This window comes from Burkholderia sp. HAN2018, assembly GCF_024704855.1.
In the GTDB taxonomy this organism is placed as follows: Bacteria; Pseudomonadota; Gammaproteobacteria; order Burkholderiales; family Burkholderiaceae; genus Burkholderia; species Burkholderia cepacia.
In genome coordinates, this window is sequence record NZ_QOBB01000158.1 from 1 (window position 1) to 17,460 (window position 17,460).

General features: G+C 66.6%; 19 protein-coding genes. 12 read left to right on the forward strand and 7 right to left on the reverse strand.

The window, feature by feature from the left end:
• Positions 1–152 precede the first annotated feature (152 nt).
• Complete coding sequence (locus DPV74_RS29210) at positions 153–1,697, forward strand: TolC family protein (RefSeq protein ID WP_059813697.1); 1,545 nt, start codon at positions 153–155, stop codon at positions 1,695–1,697.
• A gap of 305 nt (positions 1,698–2,002) precedes the next feature.
• Positions 2,003–2,710, forward strand: coding sequence for an MgtC/SapB family protein (locus DPV74_RS29215; RefSeq protein WP_119338438.1), 708 nt, complete (start codon positions 2,003–2,005; stop codon positions 2,708–2,710).
• 50 nt (positions 2,711–2,760) lie between these two features.
• Here the strand turns inward: DPV74_RS29215 and DPV74_RS29220 are convergent, their stop codons facing one another.
• On the reverse strand, positions 2,761–3,480 hold the full coding sequence (locus DPV74_RS29220; protein ID WP_027789395.1) for an autoinducer binding domain-containing protein: 720 nt from the start codon (positions 3,478–3,480) through the stop codon (positions 2,761–2,763).
• Between the two features lie 73 nt (positions 3,481–3,553).
• Between DPV74_RS29220 and DPV74_RS29225 the strand changes: the two genes are divergently transcribed.
• The 4 genes from DPV74_RS29225 (at position 3,554) to DPV74_RS29240 (ending at position 6,276) form a co-directional block, all read left to right on the forward strand.
• Positions 3,554–3,997, forward strand: a complete 444-nt coding sequence (locus tag DPV74_RS29225; RefSeq protein ID WP_119338439.1) for a DUF4902 domain-containing protein — start codon at positions 3,554–3,556, stop codon at positions 3,995–3,997.
• A 210-nt stretch (positions 3,998–4,207) separates the two neighbouring features.
• The gene (locus DPV74_RS29230) at positions 4,208–4,816 is read left to right on the forward strand and encodes an acyl-homoserine-lactone synthase (RefSeq protein ID WP_027789397.1); all 609 of its coding nucleotides are present in this window, start codon (positions 4,208–4,210) and stop codon (positions 4,814–4,816) included.
• 51 nt (positions 4,817–4,867) lie between these two features.
• A complete protein-coding gene (locus DPV74_RS29235) occupies positions 4,868–5,632 on the forward strand; it encodes a hypothetical protein (RefSeq protein WP_205571952.1) in 765 nt (254 codons plus the stop codon).
• 257 nt (positions 5,633–5,889) lie between these two features.
• Positions 5,890–6,276, forward strand: a complete 387-nt coding sequence (locus DPV74_RS29240) for a VOC family protein (protein WP_119338441.1) — start codon at positions 5,890–5,892, stop codon at positions 6,274–6,276.
• Between the two features lie 21 nt (positions 6,277–6,297).
• Here the strand turns inward: DPV74_RS29240 and DPV74_RS29245 are convergent, their stop codons facing one another.
• Both DPV74_RS29245 and ribA read right to left on the reverse strand, forming a co-directional pair.
• Positions 6,298–6,864: a GNAT family N-acetyltransferase gene (locus tag DPV74_RS29245; protein WP_060199302.1), complete on the reverse strand. Its 567-nt coding sequence runs from the start codon at positions 6,862–6,864 to the stop codon at positions 6,298–6,300.
• Positions 6,865–7,014: 150 nt separating this feature from the next.
• The gene (gene ribA / locus DPV74_RS29250; RefSeq protein WP_119338442.1) at positions 7,015–7,665 is read right to left on the reverse strand and encodes a GTP cyclohydrolase II; all 651 of its coding nucleotides are present in this window, start codon (positions 7,663–7,665) and stop codon (positions 7,015–7,017) included.
• Between the two features lie 177 nt (positions 7,666–7,842).
• Between ribA and DPV74_RS29255 the strand changes: the two genes are divergently transcribed.
• Positions 7,843–8,304 (forward strand): CBS domain-containing protein, encoded by a 462-nt coding sequence (locus DPV74_RS29255; RefSeq protein ID WP_060085547.1) that lies wholly within the window; start codon positions 7,843–7,845, stop codon positions 8,302–8,304.
• Between the two features lie 154 nt (positions 8,305–8,458).
• Here the strand turns inward: DPV74_RS29255 and DPV74_RS29260 are convergent, their stop codons facing one another.
• On the reverse strand, positions 8,459–8,788 hold the full coding sequence (locus DPV74_RS29260) for a DUF4148 domain-containing protein (RefSeq protein ID WP_027789405.1): 330 nt from the start codon (positions 8,786–8,788) through the stop codon (positions 8,459–8,461).
• A gap of 512 nt (positions 8,789–9,300) precedes the next feature.
• Between DPV74_RS29260 and DPV74_RS29265 the strand changes: the two genes are divergently transcribed.
• On the forward strand, positions 9,301–9,699 hold the full coding sequence (locus DPV74_RS29265) for a GreA/GreB family elongation factor (RefSeq protein WP_021162294.1): 399 nt from the start codon (positions 9,301–9,303) through the stop codon (positions 9,697–9,699).
• Between the two features lie 176 nt (positions 9,700–9,875).
• On the opposite strand, the gene DPV74_RS29270 is transcribed toward DPV74_RS29265, so the two are convergent.
• The gene (locus DPV74_RS29270; RefSeq protein WP_027789407.1) at positions 9,876–10,961 is read right to left on the reverse strand and encodes a porin; all 1,086 of its coding nucleotides are present in this window, start codon (positions 10,959–10,961) and stop codon (positions 9,876–9,878) included.
• Between the two features lie 612 nt (positions 10,962–11,573).
• On the opposite strand from DPV74_RS29270, the gene DPV74_RS29275 reads away from it, so the two are divergent.
• A complete protein-coding gene (locus DPV74_RS29275) occupies positions 11,574–11,957 on the forward strand; it encodes a YXWGXW repeat-containing protein (RefSeq protein ID WP_059652797.1) in 384 nt (127 codons plus the stop codon).
• Between the two features lie 489 nt (positions 11,958–12,446).
• On the opposite strand, the gene DPV74_RS29280 is transcribed toward DPV74_RS29275, so the two are convergent.
• Positions 12,447–12,833 carry a helix-turn-helix domain-containing protein gene (locus DPV74_RS29280; RefSeq protein ID WP_027789408.1) on the reverse strand — a complete coding sequence of 129 codons (387 nt, stop codon included), beginning with the start codon at positions 12,831–12,833 and terminating at the stop codon, positions 12,447–12,449.
• A 321-nt stretch (positions 12,834–13,154) separates the two neighbouring features.
• Here DPV74_RS29280 and DPV74_RS29285 point away from each other — a divergent pair, with 321 nt between their 5' ends.
• The 3 genes from DPV74_RS29285 to DPV74_RS29295 all read left to right on the forward strand — a co-directional run bounded on the left by DPV74_RS29285 (position 13,155) and on the right by DPV74_RS29295 (position 16,724).
• Positions 13,155–13,631 carry a nuclear transport factor 2 family protein gene (locus tag DPV74_RS29285; protein ID WP_027789409.1) on the forward strand — a complete coding sequence of 159 codons (477 nt, stop codon included), beginning with the start codon at positions 13,155–13,157 and terminating at the stop codon, positions 13,629–13,631.
• 234 nt (positions 13,632–13,865) lie between these two features.
• Positions 13,866–14,681, forward strand: coding sequence for a helix-turn-helix transcriptional regulator (locus DPV74_RS29290; RefSeq protein ID WP_119338443.1), 816 nt, complete (start codon positions 13,866–13,868; stop codon positions 14,679–14,681).
• Positions 14,682–15,098: 417 nt separating this feature from the next.
• Complete coding sequence (locus DPV74_RS29295) at positions 15,099–16,724, forward strand: amidohydrolase (protein WP_119338444.1); 1,626 nt, start codon at positions 15,099–15,101, stop codon at positions 16,722–16,724.
• 19 nt (positions 16,725–16,743) lie between these two features.
• Here the strand turns inward: DPV74_RS29295 and DPV74_RS29300 are convergent, their stop codons facing one another.
• Positions 16,744–17,355: a cysteine hydrolase family protein gene (locus DPV74_RS29300; RefSeq protein ID WP_027789412.1), complete on the reverse strand. Its 612-nt coding sequence runs from the start codon at positions 17,353–17,355 to the stop codon at positions 16,744–16,746.
• Positions 17,356–17,460: the final 105 nt, after the last annotated feature.

Below are 17,460 nucleotides of genomic sequence, written 5' to 3' on the forward strand. Positions count from 1 at the left end.
GCGTCATGCGGATTCGCCCGCACCGCCGGCCACCACGCCGGGCCTTGCCCCTGCCGACCCCGCGCGCGACGCGCTGCTGAACCTGATCGACACGCGGCTCGCGCACATCGCCGACGCCGCCCGTCAAGCCACACCGAAGGAGCCTGCCCCCCATGCGCCTACCTGAACCGCCGGCCGCCTCGATCGCCGCCGCCGCCCTCGCGACCGCCGTCGCGCTGGCCGGCTGCGCGACGTCGTCGATCGATCTGGCGCCGGAGGCGTCCGACCGCCCATGGCAGCCGCAAACGTCGGCTGCCGGCGACATCGTGCCGGGCCCGCCGCGCGCGTCCGCGCAAGGTTCTCACGACTACACGCTGCCCGCCTCGCCCGCGCTCGCGTCGGTCTCGCCGCCGGCTGCGCTCGATGCCGCGCACGCGTACACGCTGCCCGAACTGATCGATCTCGCCGAGTCGGCGAACCCGCTGACCCGCATCGCCTGGAACGACGCGCGCAACGCGGCGCTCGCAGTCGGCCTGGCCAAGGCCGCCTACCTGCCGAGGTTGTCGGCGACGGCCATGGGCGCGTACCAGGCCAACCACGGCTCGACGTCGACGATCCTCGGCGACTCGTCGAGCGACACCACCGTTCACGGCACGATCTCGGCGCTGTCGCTGCAATGGCTGCTGTTCGATTTCGGCGGCCGCGCGGCGCGCGTCGAGGCGGCCGAGCAGGCGTCGATCGCGTCGAACGTCGCGTTCACGGCCGTGCATCAGCAGGTGATCCACGACGTGACCGTCGCGTACTACCGCTACGAAGCCGCGCGCTCGCGCGCCCTCAGCGCGCAGCAGGGTCTCGCGAACGCGGACGCGATCCTCGCGGCCTCCCGCGCGCGGCTCAAGCACGGCGTCGGCACGGTCGTCGAGCTCGCGCAGGCGACGCAGAACCGCGCGCAGGCAAACCTCGCGCTCGTGCAGGCGAACGGCGCGGAGAGCGACAGCTACCTCGCCCTCGTCTCCGCGCTCGGCATCTCGCCGCTGTCGAAGCCGACCATCGCCGCGCTGCCGAAGCGGCCGCTGCCGCCCGCACTCGGCTCGTCGGTCGACGCGATCGTGTCGGACGCAATTGCGCGCCGCCCCGACCTGCAGGGCGCGTTCGCGCTTGAAAAAGCCAATCGCGCGAAGATCAAGGCCGCGGAAGCCGCGTTCATGCCGAAGATCTTCCTGTCCGCGTCGACGTCGTACGCGAGCGGGGGCACGTCCATCTCCGCGCTGCCCGCGATCGGCGACCAGTCACCGACCGTCAACCTGAACGGCAGCCGCTACGGCGGCGGCGTGTTCCTCGGCGTGACGATCCCGCTGTACGACGGCGGCATGCGCTCGGCCGTGCTGATGCAGGCGCGCAACGACGCGGAAAGCGCGTCCGCGCGACTCACGCGAACCAAGGAGGAAGCCGTCCGCCAGGTGGTCGCCGCGCAGAACGCGGTGCAGACGAGCCTTGCGTCACACGACGCCGCAAAGGCGCTCGTCGATGCCGCGCAGACGAGCTACGACGCGGCGCTGACCGCGTACCGGAACGGCGTCGGTTCGGTCACCGATGCGACGATCGCGCAAAGCCAGTTGCTCGCCGCGCGCAACGCGGAGGTCGACAGCTATGCCGGTGCACTGTCCGCTGCCGCCGCGCTCGCGCTCGCGACGGGGACGATCGGCTCGGCGCAGTAGCACGACCGCCGCGAGGCGGTTGACGCATGCGCGCGCCGCCCACTAGAATGCCGCCCATTCTTCCTTCAGGAACCATCGTGGACAGTTGCAGCACTCCGTTGCGTGCGCCGCTTGCCGCCTGAACGCCTGTCCGACGCAGTTCTCCTGCCCGGCTCGCGTTCCGCGAGCCGCACGCCCACCGTTTCACACTGAATGACGCATTCGCGCGGTACAGTACCGCGCGATGACGGCTATCGTCGTGTCGCATTCGGCCTTGCGCCGCAGCGACGCGGGACGGCACGCGCTCCTTGCACGGCAGGACAACCATGACTTTCGATTTCGCACTCCGCCTTTTCACCGCGTTCGCTTGCGGCGTCGCCATCGGCCTCGAGCGCCAGATGCGCCAGCGCACGGCCGGCCTGCGCACGATCACGCTCGTCGCGAGCGGCGCGTGCCTGTTCGTCACGCTCGGCGCGCTGACCGGCAACGGCGTCGCGGGCGTCACGCAGATCGCCGCATACGTCGTATCGGGCGTCGGCTTTCTCGGCGGCGGCGTGATCATGCGCGACAAGGGCTCGATCCAGGGCATCAACACGGCCGCGACACTGTGGTGCTCGGCCGCCGTCGGCGTACTGGCCGGCTCCGGTCATTACGTGCCCGCGCTTGCCGGCACGGGCGTCGTACTCCTCACCAATACGGTGCTGCGCGGCGTCAGCCAGGCGATCAACGCAACCCCGGTGTCGAACGCCGATCTCGTGCGCGAATACCAGATCACCGTGATCTGCCTGACCGCCGACGAAGTGCACATCCGCACGCTGCTGTCGAACTCGATGTATGCGAAGCCGCTGTCGTTCCAGAGCCTCACGAGCGAGGACGTGCCCGACCAGCCGGACCGGCTGAAGGTGACCGCGACACTGAAGCTGCATCCGAAGGATCAGCAGAAGCTCGAGCAGATCGCGAGCCGGATGAGCATGGAGAAGAGCATTTCCAGCGTGAGCTGGACCGCGAAGGAAGCGGAGCCGATGATGGAGTGAGCGGCCTGGCGGCAGCGGCATTTCGCGCTGCCGCCCGCCCTCGTTCGAGGTCAGGGCGCCTCGATCAGCCCGGCCGAGATTGCCTTGACGACCGCCTGGACCTTGTTCGTCGCACCCAGCTTCTCGAGGATGTTGTTGACGTGGAAGTTGACCGTTCGCTCCGAGATGCTGAGGATCTGGCCGATTTCGCACGCGGTCTTGCCCTCGGCCGTCCAGCACAGCACCTCGCGCTCGCGCGCGGTCAGCGTGACGCCCGCCGCCGGCGACAGCTTCGGCACCATGAAGCGGCTCATCAGCGAATGCGACAGGTTCGCGAGCCAGTTCGTCTGCAGCGTCAGCATGTTGATTTCGGCCGGCGTCAGGCGGTCCGCATGGCGTGCGATGCTCAGCAGGCCGAACGCGCCGCGGGCCGCCCAGCTCGATTGCGCGACGCCCACCGACAGCCCGAAATCACGCGCGTCCTGCCACAGCGGGCACGGTTCGATCTGGTCGACGTCCGGCCAGACGATCATGTTGGTGCTGAGCGCGCCGTCACGAACCGTCGAATCGATCTCGATGTAGTTGTGCGCCTGATAGTGCGCCATCCAGCCGTCGGGATAGGTATCGAAGATGGCTACCGACGGCTTCGATACCGGCAGCGGCACGCGAATGCCATAACAGCAGTATTCGAATCCCAGCCGTTTGGAATAGGCGGCAATCCGCTGGAAGAGCTGCTGCTCGTCTTCCGCGGCACTGAATTGTTGATAGGCATCCTGCCAGCGCAGTTCCATTCATTCTCCGACAACGTCACGCTGTCATACTTGTCAGGTTCCAGCACCCGTTCGACGCTGATACATTCCGCGCATGACTTCACCTTTGCTGCACCCGGTCCCCGGCCCGTCCCCGGACGGCTACGTACGCCTGTCAGAAAGCGCACTGGCCGTGCTCGCGCTCGACCATGTCGCAAGCGGCCTCGACGCATCGCTGCGTGCGGAACTGCGCGACAGCGCAATCGACGCACGCCTCGCCGGTTATACCGAATGGCATCGCCCGGCCAGTGCCGGCGTCGCTTACGTGACGGTCGGCTGGGACTGGTACCTCGAACGCGCGACGGGCACGTTCGTGATCGCGGGCGGCGACGTCCGCAGCAACGTGATGGCCGTCGACGCCACGGGTGCCGACATCGGCATGTTCCGCACGGCCGCCGCGCTTGCCGCGCGGCTCGCGTGCATCGACTGGCCCGCAGCGGTCGCGTCGGCCCTGCTCGGGCACAACGACGCCTATCATGCCGGTCAGACGCTCCAGTGACAACTGGCCCCGCATTCCTCTGACAATTTCCGCAGTGCTGGCGCTCTTTATAAGCAAAAGCGGCCCGGTTTTCAATCCCGTTGATCAAGAAACCGTTACCACGTCCTGATCGGCGTCATTCCATCGTCACCCTGTAAGAGTTACCAGTTACAGCCCCCTCGTGCGGCGCGATGTAATGCGCACATACAAAAGCACAAATCCGAGGACACCATGCGGACCTTCGTTCACGAGGAAGGGCGGTTGCCACACGAACTTGCAGCGGATCTCGGGCGCTATCGGCGCCGTGTGTTCGTCGAACAGCTCGGTTGGGCGCTCCCGTCGGCGAACGAAAGCTTCGAGCGCGACCAGTTCGATCGCGACGATACCGTCTATGTGTTCGCGCGAAACGCCGGCGGCGACATGTGCGGATGTGCGCGCCTGCTGCCGACGACGCGCCCGTATCTGCTGAAGTCGCTGTTCGCCGACCTGATCGCCGAAGACATGCCGCTGCCGCAATCGGCCGCAGTCTGGGAGCTGTCCCGGTTCGCGGCGACCGACGACGAAGGCGGGCCGGGCAACGCCGAATGGGCCGTGCGCCCGATGCTCGCGGCCGTCGTCGAGTGCGCGGCGCAGCTCGGCGCACGGCAGTTGATCGGCGTGACGTTCGCGAGCATGGAGCGGCTGTTCCGCCGGATCGGCATACACGCGCACCGCGCAGGCCCGCCGAAGCAGGTAGATGGGCGTCTGGTGGTCGCGTGCTGGATCGACATCGATCCGCAAACGTTTGCCGCGCTAGGAATCGAGCCGGGGCAGGCCGCCCGGCAAGCCATCGCCGCCTGACCCGGAACGCGCGTTCCTGTCCGGGCGGCATCGTAACGAAGGAGAATCAACGTGGACCAGTCTCAGGTCTTTCGCGCGATGATGCCCGGGTTGACGAGCGCCGGCGGCGCCCGCATCGCGGTCGCCTACCCGTCGTTTCCACGGCCGCTGCCGCTCGTGCGGCTCGACCGGCGCGGCCTCGTGTTCCGTGCCCCCGGCGCGGCGCCGCTGGTCTGCGGGCTGCCGCGTGCGGCGACGTTGCTGGTCGCGGACGAACCGCTCTGCTCGCTGCGCCTCGTGATCCGCGACATCGCCCCGGCCGGCGAAGGCCGGCATGACCTGACGATGCAGCCGTCCGGCGCCGCCGGTGACGAATTGCTGTGGCATGCGCTGCGCGATCGCGAGCCCTACCGCCGGCTTCAGCATCCGCTCGCCCCTGTCGACACGTCCATCGCCACCGACGGCGAATCGCACGCACCGGCCGGTGAAGCCGGGCCGCGTCCGTCGCGCAGCGCGGCCTTCCGGCTGCCGTGCCACAGCGACGCGCTGTTCTTTGCCGACTGGCTCGAATATCACTTCGACGAATTGCGCGCGCTGTCGCAACAGCACGGGCCACAACTGCAGCTCAACCAGCTCGAGCGACAGGTCGCCGACGACGAGGTCGGCGTGCGCTTCGTCTACGACATCGACGGGCATGCGACACGCCACGCGCTGACCGACTGCGCACGCGAGGCCTGTGCATGGATCGAGACGGAGATGCGCGACAAGTTCGCGCTGCCGGTCGCGCAGGAGCGATTCAGCGCGTTTGCGGCGCATGCGCGGGCCAGCGGCATGTGAACGCGGCACAACAGGAAGTTGTATCGATACAACTAGGGCTTGCCATGCCTCGGGTTTTCCCTTAAATTCACGTCTGTCTCCTCCATGTCTCCAAACATGGATTCAGCCCGCTCAATGTAGCGGGCTTTTTCTTGCCTGCTCGAATTGCGGGGCCATACCACCGCCCTCCTTCATCGATTGCCTGCCCGGGCATTCCGACGCGCCACAATCCGGATCGATTATCATCGGCGGGTCTGCCACGTTCCCCCGAGGCCATCTTGCACGCCCATCTGCGCATTGCCCGCCCGGTCAGCAACCTCGCCCGAACCGAGCGCATGTATCGCAACGCTCTCGACCTGTCCGTTCTCGCACGCTTTGAGGATCACGACGGCTTTTCCGGCGTGATGCTCGGACGCGACGGCCTCGACTATCACTTCGAATTCACGCACTGCCCCGACCATCCGATCGCGCCGTCGCCGACGCCGGAAGACCTGATCGTGTTCTACCTGCCCGATCGGCCGGAATGGGAAGCCGCCTGCGCGCGCGCCACGGCGCACGGCTTCATGCCCGTGACGTCGTTCAATCCGTACTGGGAAATATCCGGCCAGACCTTCGAGGATGCCGACGGCTACCGGATCGTGCTGCAGAACGGTACGTGGCGCTGACGAGCGAATCCGCGTGAGTCGTTACGCGCCGGCCAGGCCGGCGGCGCGGGCGGCATACACGACGTGCCGACGCAGCGCGTGCCCTTCCGGCAACGCAGGATGGTCGAAATCGCGCGCGGGCTGATGGTGCATGCCGAGCCGCTGCATCACGTGCTGCGATCGTAGATTAGTGTCGGCGGTCCACGCGAGAATCTCGCCGAGCCCGATCCGCTCGAACCCGTCGGCCAACGCGGCGGCAGCCGCTTCGGCGACGTAGCCATGTCCCCATGCGTGGCGAGCCTGCCGCCACATGATCTCGACGCACGGCGCCATCGGGTGCGTTGCGCGCACCTCGTGCGACAGGCCGCACACCCCGATCAACATCCCGTCGGCGCGGCGCTCGACCGCCCACGGGCCGAAGCCGTACGCATCGAAATGCGCGTCGAAGCGCGCGATGACGTCGCTCGCCTCGTCAACGGACATCGGGCCGCGCGCGAGCCACGCGGTCACGTCCGGATCCGCATGCAGCGCCGACAGCGCACCCGCATCCACCGGCTGCCAGCGACGCAGCGTCAGACGCGCGGTTTCGATTTTCGACGGTGTGGACATGGGGAACAGGATCGTTCAGGCGGCGTGACGCGAGTGTCGTCACCAACCCGAAGGCAGAGAGGACGAAGGGGGAAATCGTGATCGTCGCGTCCGCCGGCGACGATCACGGGAACAGATGACGAGAAACGGGCACCGGCGCGCCCGCGGGGATTACTCGTTTTCTTCGAAGTAATGCCCGAACTTCGTCTGCTTCGTGCGGATATAACGCTCGTTTTCCTCGCGCACGGGCACCGCAAGCGCCACGCGTTCGCAGACGGGAATGCCGTGCTTCGCGAGCGTGTCGAACTTCGCCGGGTTGTTGCTCATCAGCCGCACCGACGTCACGCCGAGGATCCGGAGGATCGCGGCGGCCGAGTCGTATTCGCGGGCATCGTCGGGCAGGCCGAGGTCGAGGTTTGCCTCGACGGTGTCGCGCCCCTGCTCCTGCAGCGCGTACGCGCGAATCTTGTTGCTCAGGCCGATCCCGCGCCCTTCATGCCCGCGCAGATACAGCAGCACGCCGCGGTCTTCGGCCGCGATGTAGCGCAACGCAAGATCGAGTTGCTCGCCGCAGTCGCAGCGGTACGAGCCGAACACGTCGCCGGTCAGGCATTCGGAATGCAGCCGCGTCAGCACGGACTGCTCGCCGGCGACGTCACCCATCACGAGCGCGAGATGTTCGGCATCGCTGCCCGATACGCGGAAAGCGTACGACTTGAACGTACCGTAGCGTGTGGGCAGCGACGCGGTGGCGACGAGCATCACGCACTCGTCGGCCTGGCCATTGCCCGGCGTGGGCGATTGTGGACGCGAAGACATCATGAATTCAATCGAAACGTTCAGGAATGTAGGAGTTGTGTGGATAGTGCGTGACGGGAGTTTACCGCTAATCTGGAATCGTCACGCGACTGCCGCCACCTGCGCGGCTATACTGGGCTCATCGGGTGACACGCATCACGCCCTGCCTGCCCTGCATCGACCTGCACACGGAGAAAGCGAATGAGCACGACTGTCGCGCAGATTCTCAAGGCCAAGCCGGATTCGGGCCGCACCATCTATACCGTCACGAAGACCGATCTCGTCTACGACGCCATCAAGCTGATGGCGGAAAAGGGCATCGGCGCGCTGCTGGTCGTGGACGGCGACGACATCGCGGGCATCGTCACCGAGCGCGATTACGCGCGCAAGATCGTCCTGCAGGATCGCTCGTCGAAAGCCACCCGCGTCGAGGAAATCATGACGGCGAAGGTGCGCTACGTCGAACCGTCGCAATCCACCGACGAGTGCATGGCGCTGATGACCGAACACCGGATGCGCCACCTGCCCGTCCTCGACGGCGGCAAGCTGGTCGGCCTCATCTCGATCGGCGACCTCGTCAAGAGCGTGATTGCCGATCAGCAGTTCACGATCAGCCAGCTCGAACACTATATCCACGGTACGCCTGCGGTTACGTCCGCCTGACCCGCCCCAGCAAAAAAGGCCCAAACGCGTGAGCGTCTGGGCGGAAAGCCGCCGGAATGCGGCGACGGAGGTTCTGCTCCTGCGGGCGAATGACGCGCGCAACTGGCGCGCGTCTCGTCGATTAAGCGGTGCGCTCGGGCAGACCCGGCGGTGTTCAGTTCCCGAAGTAGACCGAGTTCACGGGGTTCGGTGCTTCACGCGTCATGCGGCGGCCGGCTTGCCCGGCACCCGTTGCCACGGCACCGTAGCCGCTCGTATCGGCTTGCGCGAGCATCGGCTGGTTCGGTTGAATGCGTTGTTCGGCGGCCTGGATGTTGTCCGGATACTGCGAATCGCTCGCCAGCGGCTTGTAGCCGTTCTGTTCGAGTTGCACGAGCTCGGCCTTGACCTGGTCGCGGGTCAAACCCTGCTCGGACTGTGCAAACGATGCGATCGGGGCGGCAAGGACGGATGCGGCGATGGCTGCGTAGATGATCGACTTCATGATTTACCTCCGGAATATGTTCTCTTATGACGTCGCCTCGGCAGGACTGTCTGAAGCGATTGAATGCAGTGTAGTTCTCGCATCTCCAAGGGGAAACCCTTAGTTTGAACATACAGCGTTGCGATTTCGACAAAAATAGACGACATTTTTCGGGCGATATCGCGACAACTTGCTTCAGCAGCACAACAATAGCTGACGAACTGCCGACGGCCAGATCACATATTCCGAAGGTTGTGTTGTAGAATCGTAAGGTTCTATTCGTCAATCGATCTTCCATCCACCATGTACGCGCTCACGCCCCTTTCGGTTTCGCCGTCCGGCCCGGCCGGCGTGCGCGCGCGCGCCGGTCATCCGGCGCATCCCCTCGCTCGACGCACGGCCCAAGCGCCGCTCGCCCCTGCCCGGCGCCTGATCTGACGGCTCGGTCTCCTCCCGGAGCCAGGTCAGACAGGCTCCGGGCGATCCTCATAGGCACGCCACGCCTGCCCCTGCCGATCATTTGGAGAACAGCCATGAAACAACGCCTTTACCAGTTGACCGAACTCGACGTTGCTCGCCTCGAGAAGCACGCCGAACACAACCCGCGCTTCCAGACGATGCTCGATACGCTGCTCGAGCGCGCCGACATCGTCCAGCCCGATGCCATCAAGGCGAACGTCGTCACGATGAATTCGCAAATCACGCTGCTTGACGAAGCGTCCCAGGAACAGGCCACCTGGACGATTGTTTATCCGGATGCCGCCAATCTCGAACTGGGCCGCCTGAACGTCTTCTCGCCCGTCGGTATGGCACTGTTGGGCACCCAGCGCGGCCAGATGGTCAAGGTGATGCAGCCGAGCGGCGCCGAAAAGCTGATGAAGGTCGCCGCGATCGTGTTCCAGCCGGAAGCCAACGGCGAATACACGCGCTGAGCCATCTGCGGCGGGTATCGCCCCGCAACGACGCACAACGAGAAAAGCGAGGCACACGCCTCGCTTTTTTGCACCCGGAGGATGCGAATCGCCGACACCTCGTTCCACAGACGAAAAAAAAGGCGCCCGAAGGCGCCTTTTTCGATACTGCGAAGCGGGTTACCCCGCCGTCACGCTTAGAAGCGGTGACGCAGACCAACCGTTGCTGCGGTTTGGTTGATCGACGAGCTCGAAGCCGTCGTGTTGTCGCCGTTGTAGATGCCCGTGCCGACGATGTTGTTGCCCTTCGCGCCACGCTGGTACACAGCTTGTGCGTAGACGTCGGTGCGCTTCGACAGAGCGTAGTCAGCTTGAACGCCGAACTGGTTCCAGTGCGAGCTGCCGTTGTTGACCTTCGCGTTCGTGTACGTGTAAGCAGCACCCAGGCCGAGAGCCGGCGTCAGGTTGTACTTTGCGTTGACTTCGTAGTTGTCAGCGCGCAGCGTGCCAACACCGTTAGCCTGGTTGTCGATACGCGATTGCGTCCATGCAGCACCGACTTGTGCCGGGCCGAATGCGTAACCAGCAGCAGCGCCGTACGTACGGACACGGCCTTGTGCGTTGATCGACGATGCGCCGCTCGTGTTCGTACCGTCACCCAGGTTCGCTTGCGAGTAAGCTGCTGCCAGCTTCAGGCCTTGGAACTGGTATGCAGCACCCGCGCTGTATGCACGGTTGTTGCCGAAGTTCGTGTTGTTCGAGAACGAGTACGTGCCGCCGAATTGCAGGCCAGCGTAGTTAGCGCTCGTGTACTTGATCGAGTTGTTCAGCGCGACGTCGCCGTTCGTGCTCAGACGATCGTTGTTGATCGGGTGCGCGAAGTACGTGCCGCCCCACGAGCCCGTTGCCGTCAGCGGCGCCAGGTAGTCTTGCGTTGCGTCGTATTGCTTACCCAGCGTAACCGTGCCGTACTGGCTCGACAGGCCAACGAAAGCCTGGCGGTTGAACATGCCGCCGTTGTTGCCCAGCTTGCCGTTACCGATGTTGAAACCGCTTTCCAACGTGAAGATTGCCTTCAGGCCGCCACCGAGGTCTTCCGAACCACGCAGACCGAAACGGCTTTGGTCAACGCCCGAGCCCATCGACCACAGCGACTTGCCGCCGACGTTGCTTTGGTAGGTGATGCCTGCGTCCAGCACGCCGTACAGCGTGACGCTGCTTTGCGCGTGAGCGACGGTTGCGAACGATGCTGCAGCTGCTGCAACGATCAGAGTCTTGTTCATTCGTGGAGCTCCCTTCTAAAAAGAGGCAGGTCTCGCGACCTTGTTCATAAACGGTCTGCAACCGCCCGGGAGCGCCATCGATCCTGCTGGCCGCGCCCGGATAGTTGCCCGTTTGGGAACCGTGAGTTTAGGGGTGTACCCTAGGGGAGCGATCCGCAAATAAAGAAATAAGCTTTTCCAGAACTAGAAATAATGAAAGTGGGGCCGAGTTATAAGTATTTGTTTTGACGTTTGTTTTTGACTTCTTGACGGGGGCTTTTTGGAGGCTTCCATCGCACCATTCTTTCATGTCATCGTCTTGACGGTTGCATAGAAACAACAAACGGATTCGGCGCGGCACCCCGGAATAGGTAAATTTTACCCGATTCGATCTCGAATTTCGGGCTCCGAGCGCCTAAAACACATCCGTCAGCCGGTAAACAGGACGCGACGTTCGTGCAGCGCGGGCAACATCCATCGTCAGCCGCAGAAAAACAGCGAGACCGGCCTCCGCCCGCTGGCGGTTCGCCCGCCTGCCGTGACACACGGTAACAGCCTTGACCGTACGCGTAACCCGCCCGGCGGACTGGCAGGCTAATGTAAGGCAGCCTCGAATACTGAACAGGACACGCCATGAATCGACGCTCCTTGTTGCGCGCCATCGGATTGACCGCCGCCTTCGTCGGCACCGGCGGCTGGCTCCGTGCCGCTTCGGCCCAGCCCGTGCCGCCCCCGCCGCCCGGATATCGGCCGCCCGGCCCGAACCGCGTGCCCGGCAGGCCGCCCTATGCGGACCGCCCGGGCTTCGCGCCGCCGGCCGCGAGACACGATCGCCGCCCGCCGCCGCCGCGGCCGCACGGCTATATATGGACGGACGGTTACTGGCGCTGGCAGCGAGGCCGCTATATATGGGTGCCGGGCCGCTGGGTCGCACGGCGCCCCGGGCGTCGATGGGTGCCCGGCTACTGGCGCCGCCAGGGACAGGTGTGGATCTACGTCGACGGCACGTGGCGATAGGCAGGCGCGCGGCACCCCGCACTCGGCCGATGGCAGCCCCGGAACCAGGCGGCGCGACGAACCCGCGCCATTCAGCCTCGACATCATGATGCCCGGCAGGCGCCCCCGCGCGCCCTGCCCCACCTCGCCCCGACGCATGCGCCCAGGCGTCCATCGGATCAGGCACCCTCGGCAATCGATATGCCCGCCGGTCTGCGGTACGCCATCCCGGTTCGGCCAGCCCCTGCCGCACCTCTCATGCGCCATGCAGCGAAAGACCGCCATTGCAATCGCCCCGGCGCGTACTCCGCAAGCGGGGCACCGCCAGTGCATTCCCGCATTCGGGACGAACGGAGCACATTGAAACTTCGGCGATGCCTGTCGCCCCGTCGAGATCATTCGGATAACGAAATCACATGCGGCAATGCACATGCAATCGCAGCATGCCTCGTCGCATCGCACTCGATTCGCCGCACACCGTCCATCGACAAAACAGCGCGTACGCCCTGCTCAGCGCCCGCCGCCGTCCAGCTCCCGTGCACGGCGCCGCGCGGCGCAGATCGCGCGATGATGTTCGTCCGCCCACTGGATCATCGCCTGCATCGGCGTCAGGAACGACCGCCCGAGGTCGGTCAGCGCATATTCGACGCGCGGCGGCACTTCGGCGAACAGCGTGCGGCTGACGAAGCCGTCCTGCTCGAGCCGCTTGAGCGTGCGTGACAGCATCTGCTTCGACACATCGCCGATCGCGCGGGCGAGTTCGTTGAAACGCATCGTCCCGCCGGACAGCGCTTCGAGCACGAGCAGGCTCCACTGGTCGCCGATGCGGTCGAGCACATCGCGGATCGGGCAGGGCTGATCGAGTTCGACGGTTTCGTCGGCGGGCGGGAACGGCATGACGGGATTCTCTTTCAAGGGCAACGCATGGTCAGCGCGGTGTGACCTGTTCACACCGCGCTGACTTCTTGTGACGGGTTCGCGGCAACTGTACCATTCGAGCGGCCCGGCAGCCGCGCGGATTCGGCAGTTCAACGAAGCATGACGACGACGCGCCCACTCCGTATCTCGACGATACGAACCGGGCGGCGAATCCCTCGCGTCGACAACGCCCGTGCATCTGCCATCCTGCCCCGTCGTCCGCCGATCGTCATCGCCGGCTCGACCCGCCGTCGCTCATCGCGCGCCAACCCACGCTTCGTCAGACAAGGAACCCGCTACATGTCATCGCTCCGCTCCCCCGTTCGCACCGTTGCCGCGCTCGTCCTGCTGGCCGCGTCGACGGCCGCGCTGGCCGCCGGCCCGGCCACGCGCAACCTGGCCGCCGAGGAAGCCAACCGCCAGCTCGTGCTGACGTTCTACGACCGCTTCTTCAACAAGCACGAAGCGGTCGAGGCCGCCGCCGTCGTCGCGGACGACTACAAACAGCACAACCCGCACGTACCGGACGGCAAGAAGCCGTTCGTGTCGTACTTCGTCGGCGCCTTCCAGAAGAACCCGGCGTCGCGCGCGCGCATCGTGCGCAGCGCAACCGACGGCGACCTCGTCTACCTGCACGTGCACGCGACCGAGCGCCCGGGCGACCGCGGCGAGGCCGTCGTCGACATCTTCCGCGTGAAGGACGGCAAGATCGTCGAACACTGGGACGTGATCCAGCCGGTACCCGAAACGTCCGCGAACGCGAACACGATGTTCTGACGCGCGGGGCCGCCACGCGGCGCGCAACGATGCGCGCCGCCCGTCGACGGACGATCGGCCGCCCGCCGGGCAAGCGCGAATGCCTCGCGGCGGCGAAGTCTCCTACAATCGAGCTTCGCCGCCGCGCCGGCCTCCGTCCCGCATGACCGCACCGCCGGCCGCCGCGCCGCCGGCTCGCCGTCGCACGCGAAACACGGCCGGCACGGGCGGCCGTTCGCGAAGACGGTGTCAACGATGAGCCCCGCCCATATTTCCCTCAGCAATGCCGGCGACCTGGTCGCCAGCCTCGGCAGTCCGCAGTTTCCCGCCCGGCTTTGGGCCTGGCTGCGCGAAACCGTCGATCCGCAGTCCCATTACAGCGTCGCGACGCGCTACCGGCGTGACGCGCCGTCGCAGTCGGTCGACAGCGTCGACGTGCTGTTCTTCGCCGGCGGCGACGATCCCGACGGCACGCGCCACGCACTCGATCTGTATACACAGGGCGACTGGCGCAACGACACGCTGCTCCCGCACATCGAGCGCACCACCGATTCGCAGCTCGTGTTCTCGTGCAACGAGGACGTCGACACGGCAACCGAATACGGCCGCCAGTTCGCGCTCGGCGAACTCGGCGAAGACTGCACGCTGCTCGGCAGCGAGCGCGACTATGTCTATGCGTTCTCGCTGTTCCGCCGGCGCGGCCAGCCGTCCTATACGCTGGCCGAACTGGCGCTGCTGCGGCAGCTCGGCGATTTCGTGCTGCCGCTGCTGATCCAGCACGCGCGGCTCGCCCGCCTGACGCCCCGCTCGGACGACGGCGCGTTGCTGCAGCGGTTCGAACAGCGCCTGTCGGCCAGCGGCGCCACGCTGTCGCAGCGCGAACGGCTCGTGTGCCGCGCGGTGCTGCAAGGCCGGCCCGTCCCCCGGATCGCCGACACGCTCGCACTCAAGCCGAGCAGCGTGCGCACCTATCTCGGGCGCGCGCTCGCGAAACTCGGCGTGGCGAACCGGGCCGGGCTGTTCGCGTGGTGCGTGACCGAAGAAGAACCGCCGGCAGACCGCGGGCGCTAGACGACGCCTCCGCATCCCGGCCACACCCGCCGCCCCCGCCGGCTTTGTCGCAGGTTGTCCTAAAAACGATGACAGACAGCCGGCCGCCCCGCTCCTAGTATCTGACTCACCCGACGACGGGAACGCGTCGGATGCCACGGAGACACCGAATGCCGAATACCGGATGGACGCCGGCCCGCACGGCCGCGCGCGCGTCGCCCATCGATCCGCCGCTTCAGGCCCGGCGGCGGGATCGGCATTACGCCCCGGCCGCGGCCGGCCTTCACCGCGACGCATCGCGGCGCCTGCCGCGCAGCACCGGCACATAGCCGCCCCCATCCCATTCCAACCCGACCGGGTTCACGCGACCGGACGAGCCCCTCGGCCCGCCCGCCGGACACGTGCGCCCGTCGATCAGCCCCCATCCGGAGGAGACACATGCAATACGCCGACACCGCCTACCTGAACGGCCTGCTTTACACCGGCGACGCGCAGCGCCGCTTCGCGCAGGCGCTCGCCACCCGGGACGGCAAGATCGTCGCGGTCGGCCGCGACGACGATATCCGTCCGCTCATCGGCCCCGCGACGCGCACCGTCGACCTGGCCGGCAGGCTGATGCTGCCGGGCCTCGTCGACGGCCACGTGCACCCGCTCGAAGGCCACCAGATCCTCGGCGACTTCGACCTGTCCGGCATCAACGATCCCGACACGATCCTGCAGCGCATCCGCGCCTGCGCCGATGCGACGCCGAACGAGCCGTGGGTCTATCTCGGCGGCGCCAACCTGGCCGCATTCGGCGCGTATCCGACCCGCGAACTGCTCGACCGGATCGTGCCCGACCGGCCGCTGCTCGTGGTCGGCTTCGACGTGCACAGCGGCTGCCTCAACACGAAGGGCCTCGAAGCGGCCGGCATCCACGCCGACACGCCCGACCCGGCCGGCGGCGTTTACGAACGCGACGCGTCCGGCGCGCCGAACGGTGTCGTACACGAAGCGGCGTTCTATCGCGTCTGCCCGCTCATTCCGCAACTGAGCCCGGCCGGCTACCCGAAGTCGCTCGCGAAAGCGCACGCGATGGCGCACGGCTACGGCATCACCGGCTGGTTCGACGCACGCGTCGAGGAGGCCGAACTCAAGGCGTATGCCGACGCGCAGCGCGCGGGCACGCTGAAGGTGTACATGAGCGCGGGCCTCTATGCGAACCCGCGCCGCGATCCGCGCGAGCAGATCGAGCGCTTCGCCGCCTGGCGTCGCGCGTACGAATGCGACAACCTGCGCCTGCATACAGTGAAAATCTTCGTCGACGGCGTGCCCGAATCGAAAACCGCCGCGCTGCTCGAGCCGTACGCCGGCACCGACGACTGCGGCCTCGCGCTGTGGAGCCAGGACGCGCTGAACGAGATCTGCCTGCTCGCCGATTCCGCCGGCTTCGACCTGCACTTCCACACGCTCGCCGACCGCGCGGTGCGCATGACGCTCGACGCGCTCGAATATGTCCGGATCCGCAACGGCATGCGCGACCGCCGCGCGCAGCTCGCGCACCTGCAGCTCGTCGATCCGGCCGACATGAGCCGCTTCAACCGGCTCGGCGCGATCGCCAGCGTGCAGACGCTGTGGACGGCCGCGCGCGAAGAGCAGCAGCAGCTCTATCGCGACCTGCTCGGCGCCGAACGCACCGCGCGCAACTATCCGTTCCGCAGCCTGCGCAACGCCGGCGCGATGCTCGCGGCCGGCTCCGACTGGTCGGTCAGCACGATGGACCCGATGCAGATCATCCAGACGGGCGTCACGCACCTGCTGATCGACCAGCCCGACAGCCCGCCGTGGAATCCGCACGAACGCCTCGACCTGCTCACGATGCTCGAGGCCTATACGGTGAACACCGCGTATGCGCTGCGCTTCGACGACTGCACGGGTTCGCTCGAGGCGGGCAAGGACGCGAGCTTCGCGATCCTCGATCGCAATCCGTTCGCCCATCCCGTCGAGACGTTCGCGCAAACCCGCGTGATCGAGACGTGCTTCCGCGGCGAAGTCGTGTACGCCGCGCCGGGCTGGGCCGACTGAAGCACGAACCCGGCGGCCGTCAGGCGACGCCGAGCGCCAGCACCTGCTCGGTCGTCAGCACGTCGCCGAACGTGTCCGATAGCGCAGCCAGCGTCGCGCGATGGAGGTCGCGGTGCGATACCGTGCCGCCCTCCGCGATGTCGAGGTCGCGCGTCGCGCAGGCATCGTCGACGACGATCACCGCGTAGCCGAGCGGCACCGCATCGCGTGCCGCGCCGGCCACGCAGGCATGCGTCATCAGGCCCGTGACGATCAGCGTGTCGATACCGGCCGCCTTCAGGCGCGCATCGATGTCCGTCGTCGGGAACACGCTCACCGAGGTTTTCTTCACGACCGCGTGATGCGGCGCCGGCTGCAGGCTCGCATGAAAGCGGAAGCCGTCGCTGCCGTCCGCGAAGATCGGGCTGTCGGGCGAATCGACGTGCTGGACGTGAAACACCGGAATGCCCGCGCGATCGGCGAACGCGATCACGCGCTGCGCATTGCCCAGCGCGCGCGGTCCCTCGGGAATCGGCAGCCGGCCGCTGAAGTATTCGTTCTGGAAATCGATCACCAGCAGCGCGGTGCGGGCGGCGGCGATCGATGTCGGCGCGGTCGCGCCCGCCAGGGTACGGATGGTCGGATGTTGCATGGGTCGCTCTCTCGGTTGGCGTATCGAAGGAACGGCGCGCCGGGCCAGCCGGCGCCGCCGGACGCGGCCCGGACGTTCCCCGGCCGCGAGGCGCCAGTGTCGAGC